The organism is Bradyrhizobium septentrionale (assembly GCF_011516645.4).
GTDB classification, from domain to species: Bacteria; Pseudomonadota; Alphaproteobacteria; order Rhizobiales; family Xanthobacteraceae; genus Bradyrhizobium; species Bradyrhizobium septentrionale.
Map to the genome: position 1 here is coordinate 921,888 of NZ_CP088285.1, position 18,561 is coordinate 940,448.

The following is an 18,561-nucleotide window of genomic DNA, read 5'->3' on the forward strand; positions in this document are numbered from 1 at the left end:
CGACAAAATCGTCGGCGACGGTCATGCGGCCATCACCATAGCTTGCGTGCCGAAGTAAGCCTCGTCGGGCGTGCGCCCGTCAAGGCTCGAGTGAGGGCGTCCCTGATTGTAGAAGGCCAGATACTTGGCAATTGACGCTCGCGCCTCGGACACGCTGTCGTAGGCGCGGAGATAAACTTCTTCGTATTTGACCGTGCGCCAGAGCCGCTCGACAAACACGTTGTCGCGCCAGGCGCCCTTGCCGTCCATGCTGATGGCGATCTTCGCGTCCAGCAGCACATCGGTGAACTCGAGGCTGGTGAACTGGCTGCCCTGGTCCGTGTTGAAAATCTCGGGCCTGCCGTGCTTCGCCAACGCCTCCTGGACCGCTTCGACGCAGAAGGCCGCCTCCATTGTGATCGAGACGCGATGGGCCAGGACCCGTCGGCTGAACACATCGACGACCGCCGCGAGATAGACGAAGCCACGCCGCATCGGAATGTAGGTGATGTCCATTGCCCACGCCTGGTCGGGCCGCTCGATCTTCAATCCGCGCAACAGGTACGGGTAGATCTTGTGACCCGGTGCCGGCTTACTCGTGTTCGGGCGACGATAGACCGCCTCGATCCCCATGCGCTTCATCAGCGTCGCGATGTGGCGGCGACCGGCGTATACGCCCTCCCGCCGCAGCAACGATCGCTGCATACGCGCTCCCGCGAAGGGATAATCGAGATGCAGCTCATCGAGCCGACGCATCAAGGCAAGGTCCTCGGCCGAAACTGGCCGAGGTTCATAGTAGACCGTGCTGCGAGCCAGCTTCAGGACCTTCGCCTGGCGCACGATAGAAAGATCATGACCGCGGTCGATCATCGCTTTGCGCTCAGCAGGCCCGCCTTGGTGAGCGCGCCGGACAAAAAATCGTTTTCCAACGCCAGCTCGCCGATCTTGGCATGTAACGCCTTCAAATCGACCGGCGTCTCGGCCGACGCCTTGTCATGCCCAAACACGCCGGCGGCGCCTTCCAGGAGCTGGTTTTTCCAGATCGTGATCTGGTTCGGATGAACATCAAACAGTTGCGCCAGCTCCGCCAGCGTCTTGTCGCCTTTGACCGCAGCCAAAGCAACCTTCGCCTTGAATGCCGGAGAATGCATCCGGCGGCTCTTCTTCGTCATCTTCGCTCCTGATTCGCGGCAAGAATCCTCGCCGCTGTCAGGCAGAAAATCCACTCAAGCTACTGTCCGAATTTGCGGAGCCAGCTCTCCAGCAATTGTGGGCCGATGAAGCCGCGCGGCGTGGCATGGAACGGCGCAGGCGGCTGGCTGATCTTCTCGCAATCGCGGCAGGTGAACTTCTCGCGCACTGTTTCGATGACCTTGAAGCGACGCGGGATCTCCTCCAGCGTCTTGGTCACATCCTCGCCGACCTTCGCCAGCCGCGATCCGCCGCAGCAGGCGCAGCTCGTCGGAGCGTCAATGACGACGCGCTCGTGTTCGATGTCGTCCGGCCAAGGCTTGCGCACCGGCCGCTTGCGCGTGAAGGGGCGGACGTTCTGCGTCTTCGCCGCTGCGGCCTGCGCCGCAAGCTCATCCTCGCTCGCCGTGGCGACGAGGTCTTCGAGCTCCAGTTCCAACTGCTCGAGCAGCCGCGCCGTGCGCTCGGAGCGCTGCCCGTACAGTTCGCGTTTGAGCTTCTCGATGCGCAACTCGAGATGAGCGATCAGCGCCTCGGTATCCGACAGTTTCGCCTGCGCATTCGCGGCTTGCGCCTGCCAGTTGGCGGCCTTCGCCTCGGCTTTCTGTCGCGCCTCACGCTCGGCCTGCAGCGCCGCCAGGGCACTGACAAGGTCCGATGGAAGATCATCCGGCTTCGATATCATGGAGCCATTGAATCAGATCGAGCCGCAGATTCAAACCGTAAAACGACTATCCGACCCGCGTCGGACGCTGGGTTTCTTGAGGGTTGCGCCAATCGATCCCGGACAACAGATAGCTCAACTGCGCCGGAGAGATCGTTACCGATTCACCAGCAACCGATGGCCAGATGAACCTGCCTCTCTCGAGTCTTTTGGTGAACAAGCAGGCGCCCTGGCCATCGTGCCAAATGACCTTCAATAGATCACCGCGTTTGCCCCGGAAGCAGAAAAGACCGCCGCCCATGGCGTCGCGCTTGAGCACTTCCTGCACGCGCAGAGCCAGGCTCGGAAAGCCGCACCGCATGTCGGTATGGCCCGTCGCCAGCCACACCCGCACGCCCGTCGGGATCGGGATCATCGGCGCGCCAGGCCCCGAGCAATTCGAACGACCGCCTCGATATCCGCACCGGGGCCGAAGACCACGCGCAGCCCCTGAGGGCTCACGATTTCGATCTGACCTGTCTCGACAGCTTCCGTCGTTGGCGGCGTACTTGCCGCAACTATCGCAGGGACGAATGTCGGGCCGATCGAATCCTCTTCGGCCGGATCATGACAGGTCCAAGCCTTGCGCCAGCTCAGCAGAAGCTGACGTGATATCCCATACCGGCGAGCCGTCGCCGACACCAGTCGTGGCCCCGAGAAGCTCTCCTCTACGATTCTGAGCTTCTCCGCACGCGTCCAGCGTCGCCGCCGACCGGTCTCCACCAAATCCATGCGGCTCAGCACCGCACTGTCCTTATGTACGTCCATAAGGACAGTCAGCTACAGATCGGAAAAACTCGCAAGACGGCCGCCCTCGGACGGATACGGAGAAGACCCCTGATGCCGATCTGTTGCGCGAGATGATCGGCTTTGCCGCCCAGCGGCTGATGGAGCTGGAAGTCGAAGGCCAGACCGGAGCGGCCTACGGCGAGAAGAGTCCCGAGCGTCTGGCCCAGCGCAACGGCTACCGCGACCGGAGCTGGGAGACCCGCGCCGGCACGGTCGAACTTCGCATCCCCAAACTGCGCAAGGGCTCCTACTTGCCGGGCTTCCTGGAGCCGCGCCGCATGGCCGAGAAGGCGCTCACCGCCGTGGTGCAGGAAGCTTATGTGCAGGGCGTCTGGACCCGCTCGGTGGACGATCTGGTGCAGGCGATGGGAATGAGCGGCATCTCCAAGAGCCAGGTGAGCCGGCTGTGCGGCGAGATCGACGACAAAGTGAAGGCGTTCCTCGTCCGCCCGATCGAGGGCGACTGGCCGTATCTGTGGATCGACGCCACCTACGTGAAGGTGCGCCAGAATGGCCGCATGTGTCGGTCGCGGTGATTGTCGCGGTCGGCGTCAACAGTGACGGCCACCGCGAGGTTCTCGGCATGGACATTGGCCCTTCCGAAGCCGAGACATTCTGGACGGAGTTCTTGCGCAAGCTCGCCCGCTGCGGCCTGCGCGGCGTCAAGCTGGTTGTGTCCGACGCGCACGAGGGCATCAAGGCCGCCATCAGCAAGGTGCTCAACGCCACTTGGCAGCGCTGCCGCGTGCACTTCATGCGCAACGCGTTGGTCGCATGCCGGCAAGAGCGGACGGCGCGTCGTCTCCGCCTTCATCGCCACCGCCTTTGCCCAGGACGATGCCGAGACCGCCCAAGCGCAGTGGGCGGAAGGTCGCCGACCAGCTCCGCCCCAAGCTGCCCGAGCTTGCTGGCTTCCTCGACGAGGCCGAGACCGATGTGCTCGCCTACATGACGTACCCGCCCCAGCATCGAACCAAGCTGCACTCGACCAACCCGATCGAGCGCCTCAACGCGCCACACCACGCCCGTGGACACGATCCGGCGCACTCTGGATCAATTCCGGCCCGATCGGCGCTGGCGTTTTTCATCCTCTTCTAACGTGTTCGGCTTGTACGGGGCTTAGATCCATAATGCGAGCAAGAGAATGCCCCGACACATGTCACAACACCAACAACACTTGTCCGGAATATGCCGGGCTTGATCGGAAGCCGACATCTCAGAAAACGACCACGCTGTTCGCTTGAGATCTGCAAATGGTGGACGACCCCGACCGCCATGGTCGTGTTGTAGCTGCGACTGGCACGAGCGAAGTTTGATCGCCTGAAACAACGCCTTGCACCGTTAGCGGACCTCAAGCGGTACCGCTAGAGACGCTTGTACTGCGTTGTTCGCTTCACTCGCTCCGAGATTAATTCCAATTGATCGACATTACGACGCTCGGTCATCCGAACTTCAACAAGCATCTATATAATGTTCATTATGGCGCCGAGCGTAGCTCGATGCGCGAGCAAGATCGCAACCGATTTGAGCGCTGGCCACATGCTCTCGGTTTCGTTTGGGACAAACTGATTTGTCTTTGAAGGGCGTTGCAGTGGAGTTTGAGATGGATCACGACTTATCCCAGCAGGTCCAGGCGCCAGAGGCTCTCGTGAGTGTGGCGTTTGATAAAGCGTGGCGCTTTGTCGAGAGTGATCCGATCCTAGCGCACAATCTGAAGTCCGTCCTTCATCGCCGATTGCGCGATTTACTGGCGAGCTCGGTAAGGAACGGCGAACGCAATGCACTCCATCTTGCAAACGAGGCGATACGCAATTTGCGCGCCGAGCTTGCGCATGCGACCACGCAATAGGCTTCCTCGCACATCCACTGGCAAGAGAGATCCGGTTCGCCAGGTTTGCCCCGTCATTCAGCCAAGAATGAACGTCGACGCCGATGGTGACCGATCTGACCTTCCTCCACTCATATCTTTCGCCGCGCTGAAGGCGCCGCAACGCCGCGCGCGTTGTGATCGCACGTGCCTTGCGATCGGGTGTTCCTCGACGGCTTGATAAAGCGCGGCCCGCCTGAGAGCACTCGCCAAGCAGCTCATCACGCACCGGCAGGACTTACGCAGCTCGGCTCTCGCGCTGGTTCTTGACGGGGAGCTTACACCCCATATCACGGCGCACCGCGACGCGAAACCGCAGTCTCAAGGAGCACGCTGCACCATAACGCCTCACGTCTTCCAACGTTGACTGATCCGAATTTCCATTGGCATATTTTGCGTGTGAGCCCAAGCCAGATTCGGCGCATTTCGCTGACGGGTGCGCGTGACGTCCTTGCACGCTCCACAATCTGACGCTACGTGCGGTTCCGCGCATTTCTCCCGAAGGATTGTTGTCCTGCAGTTACAGCAATCGGCGTCGATGTTGTTAAGACGCACAGCGCCGGGGGGCACCGAAAGGAACGACACTCGAAATGAAGAGTTTTCTGATTCTGACTGCAAGCATTGTCGCGCTCAGTGCAGCGGCACCGGCGCTTGGCGCAGACTTCGCCGTGCAGCCCGTCAATATAAAGGCGCCGCCGATGCCAATCGCGGCCCCGATCACTGACTGGACCGGCTACTATATCGGTATCAATGGCGGCTGGGGGGCTGGCCATAATTGCTGGAATTTCAATGGCGTCACTCCCGAGGGCTGCCATAATTCGACAGGTGGTTCGATCGGCGGCCAGATTGGCTATCGTTGGCAGATCTTCAATATGGTTTACGGCATCGAGGGCCAGGGCAATTGGGCCGACTTCAGCGGCTCCAATGTCAGCACCGCCTTCCCGGCCGACACCCTCCGCACCAAGACGGATGCGTTCGGGTTGCTTGCTGGCCAGATTGGCTACGCATTCAATGCCGTGCTGCTTTACGCCAAGGGCGGTGCCGCCGTGACCAGCAACACCTACCACATCGACTCAGTGGCGACTGGTACGGAGATTGCCAAAAGCAGCAATGTGCGTTGGGGTGGCGCGCTGGGCGCCGGTGTCGAAGTCAGTCTTACGCCGAGCTGGTCCGCCGGCGTCGAGTATGACCATTTGTTCATGCAGGGCACCAATGTAGCCTTCCCAGGTGCCGGCGTGGATCGCGTCCACCAGGACGTCGATCTGATCACAGCGCGGTTCAATTACAAGCTCAGCCCGGTGCTTGGCAAATAATGATCTCTACGCACTAGCGCGGTCAATCGAGAGCCTCGACCTGGGTCGGGGCTCTTTCTTCAGGAGGCGCTCTCTGCAGCGGCCCGGCCGCGGCCGAATTTTTCCTGAATCCCGAGTTCGGTCTCTCGACGGACTGCGCGACGTCACTCAAATGGCAGCTACCATCAAATGGTGTACGCGGCGCCACCAAATTTATGAGCCAGATGCCGGGATGATCACCGGTTTTCGCCGGCTGAGCGCAAGCAGCTCCAGACGACGTAGGCCACTGGCGCGGCCACCTTGCCCTAGGCGATCGTATTGAAGTGATGCTTCGAGCGACACGTTGTTGTTGGGGGCGTCGGCATCACGACCAATACGATGCGGCGATGTCTCAAAGGCGGAGCGTTGGACGAGCCGCTTCTGTACTCGCCCCGCGGGTCTGGGGATCTCATCAGTTCCGCACGCATTACCTTTTCAAGGGCCTTTTCATCCGACATTGGCACGTAGCGGATCCGAAGTTGACGCGGCGTCAGATTTCAATGCGCTTTTTCCCGATCGATCGTTGCGCGGCAGTTTCGGTGGCAAGCGCCACATTGAAAGTTGTGAAACAGCCGGCGTTTGCTCCCAGCTGGTATCAAAGGACATTGAGTCGAACGGCCATGATGGCGGCCTGGATTCGACTCGTCGCGCCCAGCTTTCGCATCACATTCTTAATATGAAAGTTCACAGTATTCTCGCTGATTTGCAAGATGATCCCGATTTCCCACGACGATTTACCCTCGGCCACCCACCGTATGCAGCTGGTTTCCCGCTGTGACAGCGCAACTTTCCTGTCGCAGTCAGCATCCGCGCGGCGCGCGATTTCGCCATAGGCAGTGTGAAATTGCCAAGCCAGAGCGTTGAGGTGACTGATGCAATGCTGAGGATCAATATCCTCTGATGGAGACGCAAACGAGGCGACAGATACCCGGCCCAGCGGACCAAACAATGGCACGCTCATACCATGCTTCAGACCTGCCTCTCTAGCCTCGTCAAGCACCCGTCTTTCGTCCGGCTGAAGTTGATATTGTTGGCCGAGCTGATCCCACAGATAAGGCCGCGAAAGCAGCGGAGTGCGCCGGACCACCGGATCGATGGTATGGTACTTGCGTTTAAAATAGCGGTCGCACCAGTCTATTGGCCATTTCACGGCTACGGTCGGGGGTGGGTAGTCCGCCAGCCGAAGTGGCTCGACGAAGTTGAGAGATCCATAGGAAACTTCAGTAAAGCCCTCCTGGCTCGCACAGCTTACAAGAAGGTCGAACAGGGCTCTGAGAGAATGTGTCCGGTTTGCGCATTCAGTGAAGCTAAAAAGATCCATAGGCGCCTCAGGACGCCCATCACCATCGGTGTTGGTGTGTTCGATTGCGCTTGTTTCAGGCGGAGCCAAGTTTCTTTCCATGACCTGAACTCTTGGGTTGCTCTTCGTCAAGGCCGGAGCGCTCGGATGCTGCGCCAGATCTGCCATTGCCGAACTTGTCCCCCTCCCGTCCGCTGTGGTCGCGTGACGCATCCTTCAAACATTGCGAGGTGCCGCCGCTATCCTTGATCAAAGGTTGAACCGCACGCGGCAACCGCCGCGCCGATGCCCCCTCAATATGGTCTGTCCGGCTCATCCGATGATGCATGGGCACATTGACGATTGCCCAGCTCGCCCTGGGTTGGGGGGGCCGGCCCGCGGCTAAAACGTCGGCTCTGCTCAGACTGGGCCGTATGAAACCGATGTCCCGCCGAATGAAGCTTCGCCGCGCGATCCAGGTGAGATAGAGCACATCGATCGTTTTGGCGGCGCCAGGATCGAACTGCGCGGTGTGGTCATCGATCTTCTGCGTGCCAGTAACAACGACAGCAACCTTATTCTTCCTCCCAATCCAGCGAATTGGCGCCGTTAGCCCGTGAGTGGTCCTCTCCTTTCGACTGCCTCGAAGAGGTGATCGATGAGCTTTACGGGGTACTACCCGAGGCAGAAGGTAGCCGCCTAGCATCAGTGCCCCGTGTCGGACGGGGAAGGTCGGGCAGGTCCAGCGCGAATGGGTTGTGCCTGCAAATTTTGGCCGCGACGGCGGCGCAACTTTACATGCGCGGAGGCGCGAGGCTCGCGTGATGCAGACGACACTTTGCATACACATCTCCAGAAAGGAGAGGACGTGGCATCTGAACAGCAAGCGTCGTACCAATTGCCGGCCACGCGAAACCATCCGTCTGATCAATGGCTTGAAAGACGGACGACGCGTTCGCGCGCCTTAGGCACATTGAAGCGATCGCGACATCGGGAGGAAACGCGACAATGGCGCAGCACGAATCAATCGAGATCAGTCAGCCCAATTGCAGCTCTCTGCGCTGGAGCGAGCTGCTCGCGCTGCTGCTCACGCATTATACGCTTGAACGGCTCCATCGCATCCAGCATCCGCGAGGAACACCACCCGCTTGTCTTGAAGGGCGCGAAACTCATGCGCGATTGGCTCGAAGGTCCTCATTGTACCTATGCAGAGCCATCGATCTGCTCGAGTTTGGCGAAATCGATCCTATCGATAGTTCAAAGTGATCGGGGTCACGGCGACAGCTCGCAATTCGCGCCGCAACATAGGGGGACTCGACAGATCATTCTGCCCGAATTCGGCGAGCGCGAGACGCCGTCGAACCAAGGCGCCCCGACGCACTTTGCCGGGGTTGGAAGTGCGCCGGGTCCGCCCCAACATCATCAGTACATCCGTGATGATGCTTGTGGCAATGAGACAAGCAGCGTGGCGGAATTGAGGCTCGTCGATTGCTTTGACCTCCAGTCCGAATTGTTTTCATGCGCGCTCCCAGAAACTTGTATCGGACGTAGCGTCGGGTTGTACAATTCTCTATTGGGGTCTTCGTCGCACAAGCAGCTTCTTGTTCATGACTCGCCAGACGTCGAACGAAACGCATGCTGGGCATCTGGAGGAGAGATGCCGAGCATGGTGAGCATAAGCGGCGAGAGGCAACTCGCCTCGCCAAGTTGCACTTCCAGATTCCCGCCGCCGGCTACCGCGTGGACATTGTGGTTAAAAAGATAAACGTTCAGCCCTTCTCTCTAGGAGGAGCTCCTATTCGGCACTCCCAAGCCCAGATTGGCTTGCCGGCCGGCAACTCGTTCATCGACACATTCAGACTAGGGTTGCACGTTCAAAAACAAGGCGCGATGAAAACATCGTGCGGCACCTATCCGCGCGATGAAGTCTTAGCGGTTCCGACGCTTGTCATCGAATTCCATCACCGCTCAGGAAGAGCATCCCTTGCAGATATTGGGAATGAACTCTTCCGCGCGGAAGCCCGGAGTGGCGCTGAACTGACGCTTGGGGCCGGCTTTCCGGATCGACATCACCGGATCGGATGACTTCGCTTGACTCGCCGCAAAACACCACCAGCATTTGCATGCTGAAGCCGCGGCAGCGGAGCCGCATTCGCACCGGCATCTCCACGAGCCGCTTCGCCACAAGCATTCGCACTATCCAGATTTGCATTATCGACATCAACACTGTTGCGACTACGCTCTCCGCAGATAACGGCTGCTTCGCGACGGCTCGGGTCCGAATCGGACGAAGGCGATACATCGCATCACCTTCGCAGATAGCGGCTGAACCGAAAACGCTGCGTGTTGCCGCTGGGGGTAACATGATCGTGCCGCTTGGAATCGACCAGGTCGAACTCGGGTCCAAGCGCGGAGGCGCGGCAGCGCAATGGGGACGCAGAAAATTGGGCCCCACGCCTTCCGGGACCGCAGACCTCGTCAGCTTCTCGAAAGTTTGCCCGATTAGGCTGTTTAGCCCGTCCTATTCGTGAGAGTGCTTTTTTTAGTCCGCTTGATGTGGCCGCACATCTGCTCTGACAAGGCGCGCGGGATTGCCTTCGGCTTTTCACCGCCTGACGACCCGTACTTTGCAACGCGCTTGAGGTGTAGGTTGGGCGAACGGGGGGGCGGACGCCCCGCCGGTCAAGGACCGAGCGGCAGCAGCGCGCCTGGCAAGCCGCGGATCAGGTCGGCTTCGGGACATGCCGCGGCAAACGCAAGGCGAATGCGGCTCGTGGTTTCGACGACACGGGCAGCGAGTTTCAAGAGCCGAAGACGCAGCGTCGCGAACTCGGCTGTGGCCAATTCCCGGGCTTTGGGAATCGCGTCGCGCACGGTCAGCATCAGCCAATAAGCGGCGGTGTGGAGAACGAGGCGGACTTGATTGGCGAGCGCCGAACGGCAGCTGGTGCGGTCGGAGGCGAGCTGTGTCTTATGCAGCTTGATCAGATTCTCGGCTTGGCCGCGCGCGCAATACAGGCTGTCGTAGATCCACTCGGCCGAGCCGACATCGAGGCTGGTGACGACGAAACGGATGTCGAGGCCGAGCATCGTCGCCTCAATACGGGCGACGGTACGCCGTTCGCGATCCCAGGACTTTGCCTTGTGGCGCGTCTCGGTATAGCCACGCAGAACCGGCAGGTTCTCGATGGCGCGTCGCGTGCGGATGTCGTCGGCGGCCTCGTCGACTTTTCTGGCGAGCGGCTTGGTGCCGGACAGACCGAAGATGTAGTCGATGCCGTTGGTCTCGCACCACGCCATTGCCTCCGGCCGAGCATAGTGCGCCCGTCGCCACGGAACGTAATTCGCGTGTTGTGCCACCGCGTCCGGATATGCCGTATCAGGCGGCGCAGATGGGCACGCACCTCGACGCCGCCCGGCGTCTTGCCGGGCCGCAGCACGACCGCCACGGGCCGGCTCTTCTCCGTGTCGTAGACGTGGATCGGCAGGAAGCAGCGTTCGTCATAATGAGCGTTGAACAGCGAGAGCTGCTGATGGCCGTGGACGACATCGCTGGTATCATCGATGTCAAGCGTGACGGATGCCGGCTCGCGCGGGTAGCTATCCATCCATGCGTCGACCAAAGTGTAGGTCAGTCGGATCACGTCGCGCAGGCGCGGAGCATTCTCCAGCCGCGACAGCTCGGTTGGGAACACAGATCGCGACCCGTGTCCGGCAGCCGTCCGCAGGCCAGCTTGAATGCGGGATCGGACCGCAGATGATCGAGGTCGTCGGCGTCCTCGTAGCCGCAGCAGATCGCGAACATGCGCGCGCGGAACATATCGACAAGGCTGTGCACGACCCGCGTCGGATCGCGCCGATCCGGGAACACCCGGGCCAAATTGTCGGCCAAGCCGAGACGCCGCTCGGCCATCGCCAGAAGCATCACGCCCCCGTTCGAGGTCAGCCGACCGCCTTCGAAGGCAGCTGTGACTTTCTTGGCGTGAACGGCTGGAAACGAGAAGGGCAGAATCGTATCATCGGTCATGGCGGGCGTGGTGTTCGCGGCTAAAGGTGATGGGGTTGGCTTTGCAACCGAATCCTACGCCGCATCAGCGCTTTACACCACGCTCGCCAGCCTCTCAGGCGCCCTCTGACGAATAAGACGGGCTAGTTGCCGGTATATCAGCACTATCCCACTGCTAAACAAGCAATCGAGTTGCCGCGAACGTGCAATCGCAACGCTGTCGCCGCACATCGGAACATACAGCGGCGCATCGCGGCAGCTGCGTGGGGTAAGAGAAAATGATCGAAAGACGCGTGCTTTGGTTCGGTCTCGGGCTCGGGGGTGTCCGTCGTCAGATAATTTGAGATTTATCGGGCGTTTCGAGAAGGGAGGCTCTGGCTCATCAGGGGTTAGAGTTTAAGCGGCCTGCAGCTGATGCTGCAATAGCGGCGGTTTGCGATAGTGACAAGCTTGATGCGTTTGCGTTCTGCAAGGATCGCTTCGGCCCTGCCGAAGTAGACATCGGCAGGTGTGAGGTTATCGATGCTCTCATGATAGCGGACATGATTGGAGTTGTCGACGAAGGCGCGTACCTGCCGTTCGAGATCGCCAGGCAGGTAGTAATTGTCGAGCAGAATGCGATTCTTCAGAGTCTGATGCCAGCGCTCAATCTTTCCCTGGGTCTGGGGGTGATGCGGAGCACCGCGCACGTGCTGCATGCCCTTCTGGTCGAGCCACTTGGCCAGATCGTCCGCGACGTAACTCGAACCATTGTCGCTGAGAAGCCTCGGCCGGTGCGCGACGGTGATATGGTCAAGGCCGGAGGCCGCGAGTGCCTGGTCGAGCGTGGCCGTGACGTCGGAGGCGCACATCGTGGGACCAAGCCTCCAGGCCACGATGTAGCGCGAGAAGTCATCGAGCACGGTCGACAGGTAGTACCAACCCCAGCCGCTTGAGGTAGGTAAAGTCGGTCTGCCAGAGCTGGTTGATGGCGGTGGTCTTGTCCTTGAACTCGTCCGCCGCCTTGATCACCACATAGGCCGGGCTGGTGATGAGGTCATGCGCCTTCAGCAGCCGATGGACCGAAGCCTCGGAGACAAAGTACTTTCTCTCATCGGTGAAGCGCACCGCCAGCTCATGCGGCGACAGTTCCGGCAGTTCCAGTGCAAAATCGATGATCTGGTCACGGACGTCATCCGGGATGCGATTCCACACCCGAGCCGGCCTTGATCGATGATCGGTCAGGGCCTCAACGCCACCTTCCCGGTAGCGATCATACCAGCGATAGAACGTGGCGCGCGGGATGCCGAGTTTGTCCAGCGTGCGCTTGGCCGGCAGATGCGATTGCTCGACCAGCTGGATGATCTCGGCCTTCTCTGAGGCGGGATACCTCATGCCTCGTTCTCCCCATCACTTACCCGACTTGGTGAATGCAAGGCATTCACCGAAAGGGGCCCGTTCATGCTTTTTTTTTTGAGCAGCCGGTTTTCCAGGGTGAGGTCGGCCACAACTTCCTTCAACGCGGCCGTCTCACGACGCAGATCCTTTACCTCACCGGAGGTTGCCGCACGCGCCGTATCGCCCGTCAGGCGACGCTTGCCGGCCTCGAGGAAACTCCTTGGACCAGCCGTAATACATCGAGGCGGCCATGCCCTCGCGCCGGCACAGCTCGGAGATATTCTCCTCGCCCCGCAGGCCCTCCAGCACAAATGCGGATCTTCTCTTCCGCCGCGTGGTGCCGACGGGTCTGACGCCGAATGTCCTTTAGCACTTGTTCTGCCGGCGCTTTGCCCGGTCCGGACTTCTGCTTCATCTTCGCTCCTGGTGGCTACGATGAACCAGAAATCCTCCCTCCGCAAAATCCCTCAATTTGTCTCACAGGCCCTGACGGCGAACACCGCCGCGTCATGCGCGGCAATCTCCACCTCCGCGACGCGGGCAAGCGAGCGATTCCGGCGCCCCTCAAGCTCAGCGGCAACCAGGCGGTTTGCCGGATCAGCAGCGTCATATTGCCGGAAGGCGCGATCGGCAGCGTAACGGGCCGCTTCAAGATCACGGCCGAGCGCTTCGCGAACTTGTTCCTTCTGATGTGTGGCCTCGGCTGCGGCGACCGTAGCCGCCGCGACGGCGCCGGGGCCGACGACGCCGAGCAGTGCCTCTTCGATTGCATCATCGACGCGCAAGCCTCCGAACGCGATGCAGCGCGGTTCGCCGTTGTCCATCCAGCCGCGCGAGCAGCTGTAACGGGGGATGTGATGCTTCATACCGCTGTAGCACAGCGTCAGCTTGCGGCAACAGCGCCGACAGCGGATGAGCCCAGCGAGCAGCGCCTCGCCATGCTTGGGCGCGCCATGATGCCGGCTGGTTGGCAAGTTACTGGAGACCATTGTGCGGATCGCTTCGAACCTCTCCCAGTTCACATAGCCGTCGTGGGCGCCCGGCTTGAGGGCGCGCCTTCCGGCGGCTCTTCGCGCCTGTACCATGGGCGCCACAACCCGTCGTTACGGCTGTTCTACCAGGCTGTATCGCCGTTCGGCTGCTTCACCGGTAGGTCGAGGCCGTGCTCATGGAACCACAGCAGCGTCTGCCGCGCGGTCCCGAGCTCCTCAATCTTGTCGAAGACGAGCGTAATAGCGTCCTGCACACGCCGGTCCGGATCCTTCTCGTAGCGATCACCGACCTTCACAAAGCCGACGGGCGTGGCCACAACCAGTTCGCTGCGGCGGGCCTTCTCGTAGCGTGCCGAGAGCGACCGTTGTCGTAAAAGGTCCAGCTCATACTCGTTGAGGCTCCCCTTCAACCCCAGAAGCTGTTCGCCTAAACCACCCTCGGTAGGCCAATGTAGTAGCCGCGCCTGCGAAGCTCTGGCTCGGACCTATTGAGCGCTTCGCAAATGGATTCCACAGGCGCGCCTGCATCAACCAGCTCGCGCAGCAGTTCGTCTTCTCGTTTGATCCAGCGGGGAGAGCCGAGAGTCACCTTTCAATCAACCTCTTAGCTTCGATTTCATGCGGTTCTCATATTTGAGTTGCGATCCGAAAGTTTTACTACTGTTGATCTTCGACGTTACAATTGCTTGTAGAAAAATGTTGCTGCCGCGTGCTTCCCGTCCGCCATTAGGACGCATCCTGGCACTACACCTATGCGTTGCCAGCCTTCGCTGTGATAGAGCTGCTCCGCCACCGATCCTGTAGCCGTACTCAGCACCAACAAGGTTTTCCGCTCACGTCGTGCCAGCTCCGTTACCGCTGAAAGCAGACGGCGCCCGACACCGCGACCGCGTGCGTCCTTCTCGACCAATACCTTAGTGACCTGCGCCATGTGCGGTTGATTTTCAGATGGCATGTGCACCATTTGAATTGAACCGACTGTCCGGCCCGTCCTATCCTCAGCTACGAGCAAGATTCGATCGTTGCGGGACAGCTCCTTGGACACGCGACGCCAATAATCCACCGCGCGTTCGCGCGGCAACGGCGACAAGAAACTAACTGACGCCCCCCCTTGCACGCACTCAATTAGGATTTCGGCTAGCCTACTCACACGGTGATCGTTCAGCTCTGCGGCACTGATACGCCGTATACGAATCTCGCTTTTCATCTGCACTCGATCGAGCTATCGCTGAATGTGGGTGACGGCGGAAATTGGGAAGGCGGCATATCGTGGGGGTGCTTGACGCTCCACTTCTCCACTGAAGGAGCGGTATGCCGTGTCCAAAGGTAACATTCAACCTGATTCACCAGGAAACGTCGACGATCAACCGGGGCGGCGTCTGCGCTGGCGCCGCTTTACATCATTCTCACCCGAACGCCTTGCCCCGATCCTGGCCCGGGAAGTCGCGCGTCGCAGGCCGGTACCGCTGACCTTCCACATGCGGCATGTCGAGAGGGATTGGGTGGGCATCCATTGCGTCCTGGTCGTTCGGGTCGATCAGGCGGGCATCCACGTCATCGATTCGCTGGGGCGGCGCGGTCGTAACGCAGAGAATTCGACCATCCTTCCGCATTGGCACGGTGACGGCTGGCGTATGGCCGGCGCGCCGCTGATCGTGGTCCCTCGCCCTGCACGAATTCTTCTCGGCTTACCCGCGCTCACCGAAAGGGCCGCCAGATGACAATGAAGGTCGTGCCAAAGGCCCTGTCGGGCCTGGCCTCGAAACCTGCTTTCAAGAAGGCCCATAAAGCTTGCGGCGCCGACTTCAATGGCCATCTCGAGCGGTTCCTGACCGCTACGATGGATGAAGTTCGGCTGACGACATCCGGCCGCGTGGTTCAGAGCATCCTGAACATGATCGAGCTCGCCGACTCCATTCAGTTTCGCGACGCGGTGCAGCCCCGAGAAATCTCGGGCATGATCGAGTACGAGAAGCAGCGCGATCATTCCTCCCACACGCTCTATAATTATCTGCTGGGCTGGTACTTCTTCGTTCACAGCGAGAGGTTGCGCGACGCCCTCGCCGTCGAGTTCGCAAAGCGCGGGATCCCGGCCGTCAGGAATCATCCCGTGGAGGGCTTTCGGACCGATGCTGCTTTCTTTGGCTTCATCTGGCAGTACGTCTCGATCCTTCACGACATCGGCTACATGTTCGAGGGCAGCCTATCCCGCATGTCCTTCGACCACTCGAGCAAGCAGGCCGAGATCGGCGCCCGGGTCGCGCGGCATTACTTCAACCGGGCCGTCTGGAGCGAAAACGACATCGATCTAGCCCGTCCTATTCGTGAGAGTGCTTTTTTTAGTCCGCTTGATGTGGCCGCACATCTGCTCTGACGAGGCGCGCGGGATTGCCTTCGGCTTTTCACCGCCTGACGACCCGTACTTTGCAACGCGCTTGAGGTGTAGGTTGGGCGAACGGGGGGCGGACGCCCCGCCGGTCAAGGACCGAGCGGCAGCAGCGCGCCTGGCAAGCCGCGGATCAGGTCGGCTTCGGGACATGCCGCGGCAAACGCAAGGCGAATGCGGCTCGTGGTCTCGACGACACGGGCGGCGAGTTTCAAGAGACGAAGACGCAGCGTCGCGAACTCGGCTGTGGCCAATTCCCGGGCTTTGGGAATCGCGTCGCGCACGGTCAGCATCAGCCAATAAGCGGCGGTGTGGAGAACGAGGCGGACTTGATTGGCGAGCGCCGAACGGCAGCTGGTGCGGTCGGAGGCGAGCTGTGTCTTATGCAGCTTGATCAGATTCTCGGCTTGGCCGCGCGCGCAATACAGGCTGTCGTAGATCCACTCGGCCGAGCCGACATCGAGGCTGGTGACGACCAAACGGATGTCGAGGCCGAGCATCGTCGCCTCAATACGGGCGACGGTACGCCGTTCGCGATCCCAGGACTTTGCCTTGTGGCGCGTCTCGGTATAGCCACGCAGAACCGGCAGGTTCTCGATGGCGCGTCGCGTGCGGATGTCGTCGGCGGCCTCGTCGACTTTTCTGGCGAGCGGCTTGGTGCCGGACAGACCGAAGATGTAGTCGATGCCGTTGGTCTCGCACCACGCCATTGCCTCCGGCCGAGCATAGCGCCCGTCGCCACGGAACGTAATTCGCGTGTTGTGCCACCGCGTCCAGATATGCCGTATCAGGCGGCGCAGATGGGCACGCACCTCGACGCCGCCCGGCGTCTTGCCGGGCCGCAGCACGACCGCCACGGGCCGGCTCTTCTCCGTGTCGTAGACGTGGATCGGCAGGAAGCAGCGTTCGTCATAATGAGCGTTGAACAGCGAGAGCTGCTGATGGCCGTGGACGACATCGCAGGTATCATCGATGTCAAGCGTGACGGATGCCGGCTCGCGCGGGTAGCTATCCATCCATGCGTCGACCAAAGTGTAGGTCAGTCGGATCACGTCGCGCAGGCGCGGAGCATTCTCCAGCCGCGACAGCTCGGTTGGGAACACAGATCGCGACCCGTGTCCGGCAGCCGTCCGCAGGCCAGCTTGAATGCGGGATCGGACCGCAGATGATCGAGGTCGTCGGCGTCCTCGTAGCCGCAGCAGATCGCGAACATGCGCGCGCGGAACATATCGACAAGGCTGTGCACGACCCGCGTCGGATCGCGCCGATCCGGGAACACCCGGGCCAAATTGTCGGCCAAGCCGAGACGCCGCTCGGCCATCGCCAGAAGCATCACGCCCCCGTTCGAGGTCAGCCGACCGCCTTCGAAGGCAGCTGTGACTTTCTTGGCGTGAACGGCTGGAAACGAGAAGGGCAGAATCGTATCATCGGTCATGGCGGGCGTGGTGTTCGCGGCTAAAGGTGATGGGGTTGGCTTTGCAACCGAATCCTACGCCGCATCAGCGCTTTACACCACGCTCGCCAGCCTCTCATCGCCCTCTGACGAATAAGACGGGCTAACTGGGACCTGCTCGGCGTTCCCGGCGCTGCCGATTTGCCCGCAATCAAGTGGAAACAGATTAATCTCGAAAAACTGAGCTCCGCTGCGAGGAGTGCCCTCGTTGCGCAGCTCGAAAAAACATTGAACGAAGCCTAACGAAGGGCAGTCCATCCCATGCCAACCGGCAACATACGCGACGATCAATCCGTTCGGTGCTGTCCGTATTTAAGCCCCCGCGCAGAAAAAGCGCGGAACTCCATTGACCCACGGAGAACCCCGGTAACACTTCTCCTCTGGAGGGAGAACAGTTGGCGGACCATAAGAATTGCTAAGGGCAGAACATTGGATTGCCGACTCAGTAGTCCTACCGAGAACACCGACCAAGCAGGACAGCACCATCCGTTCAGACGGCGGTGAGAAATATTTTTTTGGGAAGTGCTCCCGAGCGAGAATCCGATCTATCGCAGATGTGGGTGGACCTTGACCCGAAATTCCAGCTGACGCCAGACACCCATGAAGGCGAAAATATCATCATGGATGCGGGCGCTTATCGTTATGTCCGCTTCAACCATCGCGTCCTGCGCGCATTTTGGATCGCCGGATACACTGCTTGGGAGGGCTACCGCCTGATTGCCGAAAGCACACCGCTTGAGACACTCCAGCAGATCGCTTTACCAGCCTGATCGCAGCCTTTGAGAAAACCATTTCTAGCGATCAGCCTGAATTGGAGGCCCTGCCTGCGGGCGTTGCCGAGCCGGGCAGCTACGCGGATGCCGGCACGGAACCCCAGAGTCGCGCGGCTGGCGAGCTCGCGACTATAGCGGTTGCTTGGGCGCTGCTGCACGAAGTTCGCCATATCCGGCATCAGCGTGAAGGAACGGGCGCTGCTCCATATGGATCGGACGCGACCGAAAAACACAGGGAAGAGTTCTCCTGCGATGAGTTCGCCACGGCGTTTCTGTTAGAGCAAATCGAGCAGGAAACGAAACCAACCCGCGGAGCTGGTAAGGCAGAAACGCCAGCTGGGTAAGGCAGGAGACCAAAAACGTCCCGATTACGTCCGTGGTGCTCTTAGCCGTCGCGGGTTCATGCAGCGCAATTAGGAGACCTTACGCATGTTA

At 60.4% G+C, this 18,561-nt stretch carries 14 protein-coding genes and 5 pseudogenes; 8 read left to right on the top strand and 11 right to left on the bottom strand.

Annotated elements, in window-relative coordinates; translation table 11 throughout:
* Nucleotides 1-21 precede the first annotated feature (21 nt).
* From HAP48_RS06285 to tnpA, 4 genes and pseudogenes are all read right to left on the bottom strand, one after another.
* Nucleotides 22-1,151 (bottom strand): IS3-like element ISRj2 family transposase gene (locus HAP48_RS06285; protein ID WP_166204126.1). Its coding sequence is split into 2 segments (ribosomal slippage): nt 22-899 and nt 899-1,151, totalling 1,131 coding nucleotides; the frame shifts between segments, so codons are not numbered across the junction.
* Nucleotides 1,152-1,216: 65 nt separating this feature from the next.
* Nucleotides 1,217-1,855: pseudogene (locus HAP48_RS06290) on the bottom strand (transposase domain-containing protein); the annotation flags it as partial.
* A 46-nt stretch (nt 1,856-1,901) separates the two neighbouring features.
* Nucleotides 1,902-2,249, bottom strand: coding sequence for an IS66 family insertion sequence element accessory protein TnpB (gene tnpB, locus HAP48_RS06295; RefSeq protein ID WP_063676425.1), 348 nt, complete (start codon nt 2,247-2,249; stop codon nt 1,902-1,904).
* Nucleotides 2,246-2,641, bottom strand: coding sequence for an IS66-like element accessory protein TnpA (gene tnpA / locus HAP48_RS06300; RefSeq protein ID WP_166204038.1), 396 nt, complete (start codon nt 2,639-2,641; stop codon nt 2,246-2,248). Before tnpA ends, tnpB begins: the two co-directional genes overlap by 4 nt.
* A gap of 80 nt (nt 2,642-2,721) precedes the next feature.
* On the opposite strand from tnpA, the pseudogene HAP48_RS06305 reads away from it, so the two are divergent.
* The 3 genes and pseudogenes from HAP48_RS06305 to HAP48_RS06315 all read left to right on the top strand — a co-directional run.
* Nucleotides 2,722-3,673: pseudogene (locus tag HAP48_RS06305) on the top strand (IS256 family transposase); the annotation flags it as partial.
* A gap of 592 nt (nt 3,674-4,265) precedes the next feature.
* Complete coding sequence (locus HAP48_RS06310; RefSeq protein WP_029085045.1) at nt 4,266-4,511, top strand: hypothetical protein; 246 nt, start codon at nt 4,266-4,268, stop codon at nt 4,509-4,511.
* A gap of 608 nt (nt 4,512-5,119) precedes the next feature.
* On the top strand, nt 5,120-5,842 hold the full coding sequence (locus tag HAP48_RS06315; protein WP_166214455.1) for an outer membrane protein: 723 nt from the start codon (nt 5,120-5,122) through the stop codon (nt 5,840-5,842).
* Nucleotides 5,843-6,455: 613 nt separating this feature from the next.
* On the opposite strand, the gene HAP48_RS06320 is transcribed toward HAP48_RS06315, so the two are convergent.
* Nucleotides 6,456-7,181: a LuxR family transcriptional regulator gene (locus HAP48_RS06320; RefSeq protein WP_029085043.1), complete on the bottom strand. Its 726-nt coding sequence runs from the start codon at nt 7,179-7,181 to the stop codon at nt 6,456-6,458.
* A 966-nt stretch (nt 7,182-8,147) separates the two neighbouring features.
* On the opposite strand from HAP48_RS06320, the gene HAP48_RS06325 reads away from it, so the two are divergent.
* Both HAP48_RS06325 and HAP48_RS06330 read left to right on the top strand, forming a co-directional pair.
* On the top strand, nt 8,148-8,405 hold the full coding sequence (locus tag HAP48_RS06325) for a hypothetical protein (protein WP_156929091.1): 258 nt from the start codon (nt 8,148-8,150) through the stop codon (nt 8,403-8,405).
* 369 nt (nt 8,406-8,774) lie between these two features.
* Nucleotides 8,775-9,224, top strand: a complete 450-nt coding sequence (locus tag HAP48_RS06330; protein WP_029085042.1) for a hypothetical protein — start codon at nt 8,775-8,777, stop codon at nt 9,222-9,224.
* A gap of 597 nt (nt 9,225-9,821) precedes the next feature.
* Here the strand turns inward: HAP48_RS06330 and HAP48_RS06335 are convergent.
* The 5 genes and pseudogenes from HAP48_RS06335 to HAP48_RS06355 form a co-directional block, all read right to left on the bottom strand.
* A pseudogene (locus HAP48_RS06335) lies at nt 9,822-11,166 on the bottom strand (IS1380 family transposase).
* A gap of 375 nt (nt 11,167-11,541) precedes the next feature.
* Nucleotides 11,542-12,937, bottom strand: a pseudogene (locus HAP48_RS06340) (IS3 family transposase).
* Nucleotides 12,938-12,989: 52 nt separating this feature from the next.
* Nucleotides 12,990-13,511, bottom strand: coding sequence for a recombinase zinc ribbon domain-containing protein (locus HAP48_RS06345; protein WP_225024700.1), 522 nt, complete (start codon nt 13,509-13,511; stop codon nt 12,990-12,992).
* Nucleotides 13,512-13,636: 125 nt separating this feature from the next.
* Nucleotides 13,637-13,924: a serine integrase family protein gene (locus HAP48_RS06350; protein WP_029085157.1), complete on the bottom strand. Its 288-nt coding sequence runs from the start codon at nt 13,922-13,924 to the stop codon at nt 13,637-13,639.
* A 266-nt stretch (nt 13,925-14,190) separates the two neighbouring features.
* Complete coding sequence (locus HAP48_RS06355; RefSeq protein WP_029085158.1) at nt 14,191-14,721, bottom strand: GNAT family N-acetyltransferase; 531 nt, start codon at nt 14,719-14,721, stop codon at nt 14,191-14,193.
* A gap of 109 nt (nt 14,722-14,830) precedes the next feature.
* Between HAP48_RS06355 and HAP48_RS06360 the strand changes: the two genes are divergently transcribed.
* Nucleotides 14,831-15,235 carry a hypothetical protein gene (locus HAP48_RS06360; protein WP_156929116.1) on the top strand — a complete coding sequence of 135 codons (405 nt, stop codon included), beginning with the start codon at nt 14,831-14,833 and terminating at the stop codon, nt 15,233-15,235.
* A gap of 2 nt (nt 15,236-15,237) precedes the next feature.
* Nucleotides 15,238-15,888, top strand: a complete 651-nt coding sequence (locus tag HAP48_RS06365) for a hypothetical protein (RefSeq protein ID WP_166214454.1) — start codon at nt 15,238-15,240, stop codon at nt 15,886-15,888.
* Nucleotides 15,889-15,992: 104 nt separating this feature from the next.
* On the opposite strand, the pseudogene HAP48_RS06370 reads toward HAP48_RS06365, so the two are convergent.
* Nucleotides 15,993-17,335: pseudogene (locus HAP48_RS06370) on the bottom strand (IS1380 family transposase).
* 518 nt (nt 17,336-17,853) lie between these two features.
* Here HAP48_RS06370 and HAP48_RS06375 point away from each other — a divergent pair.
* A complete protein-coding gene (locus tag HAP48_RS06375) occupies nt 17,854-18,123 on the top strand; it encodes a hypothetical protein (RefSeq protein WP_156928901.1) in 270 nt (89 codons plus the stop codon).
* Nucleotides 18,124-18,561 lie beyond the last annotated feature (438 nt).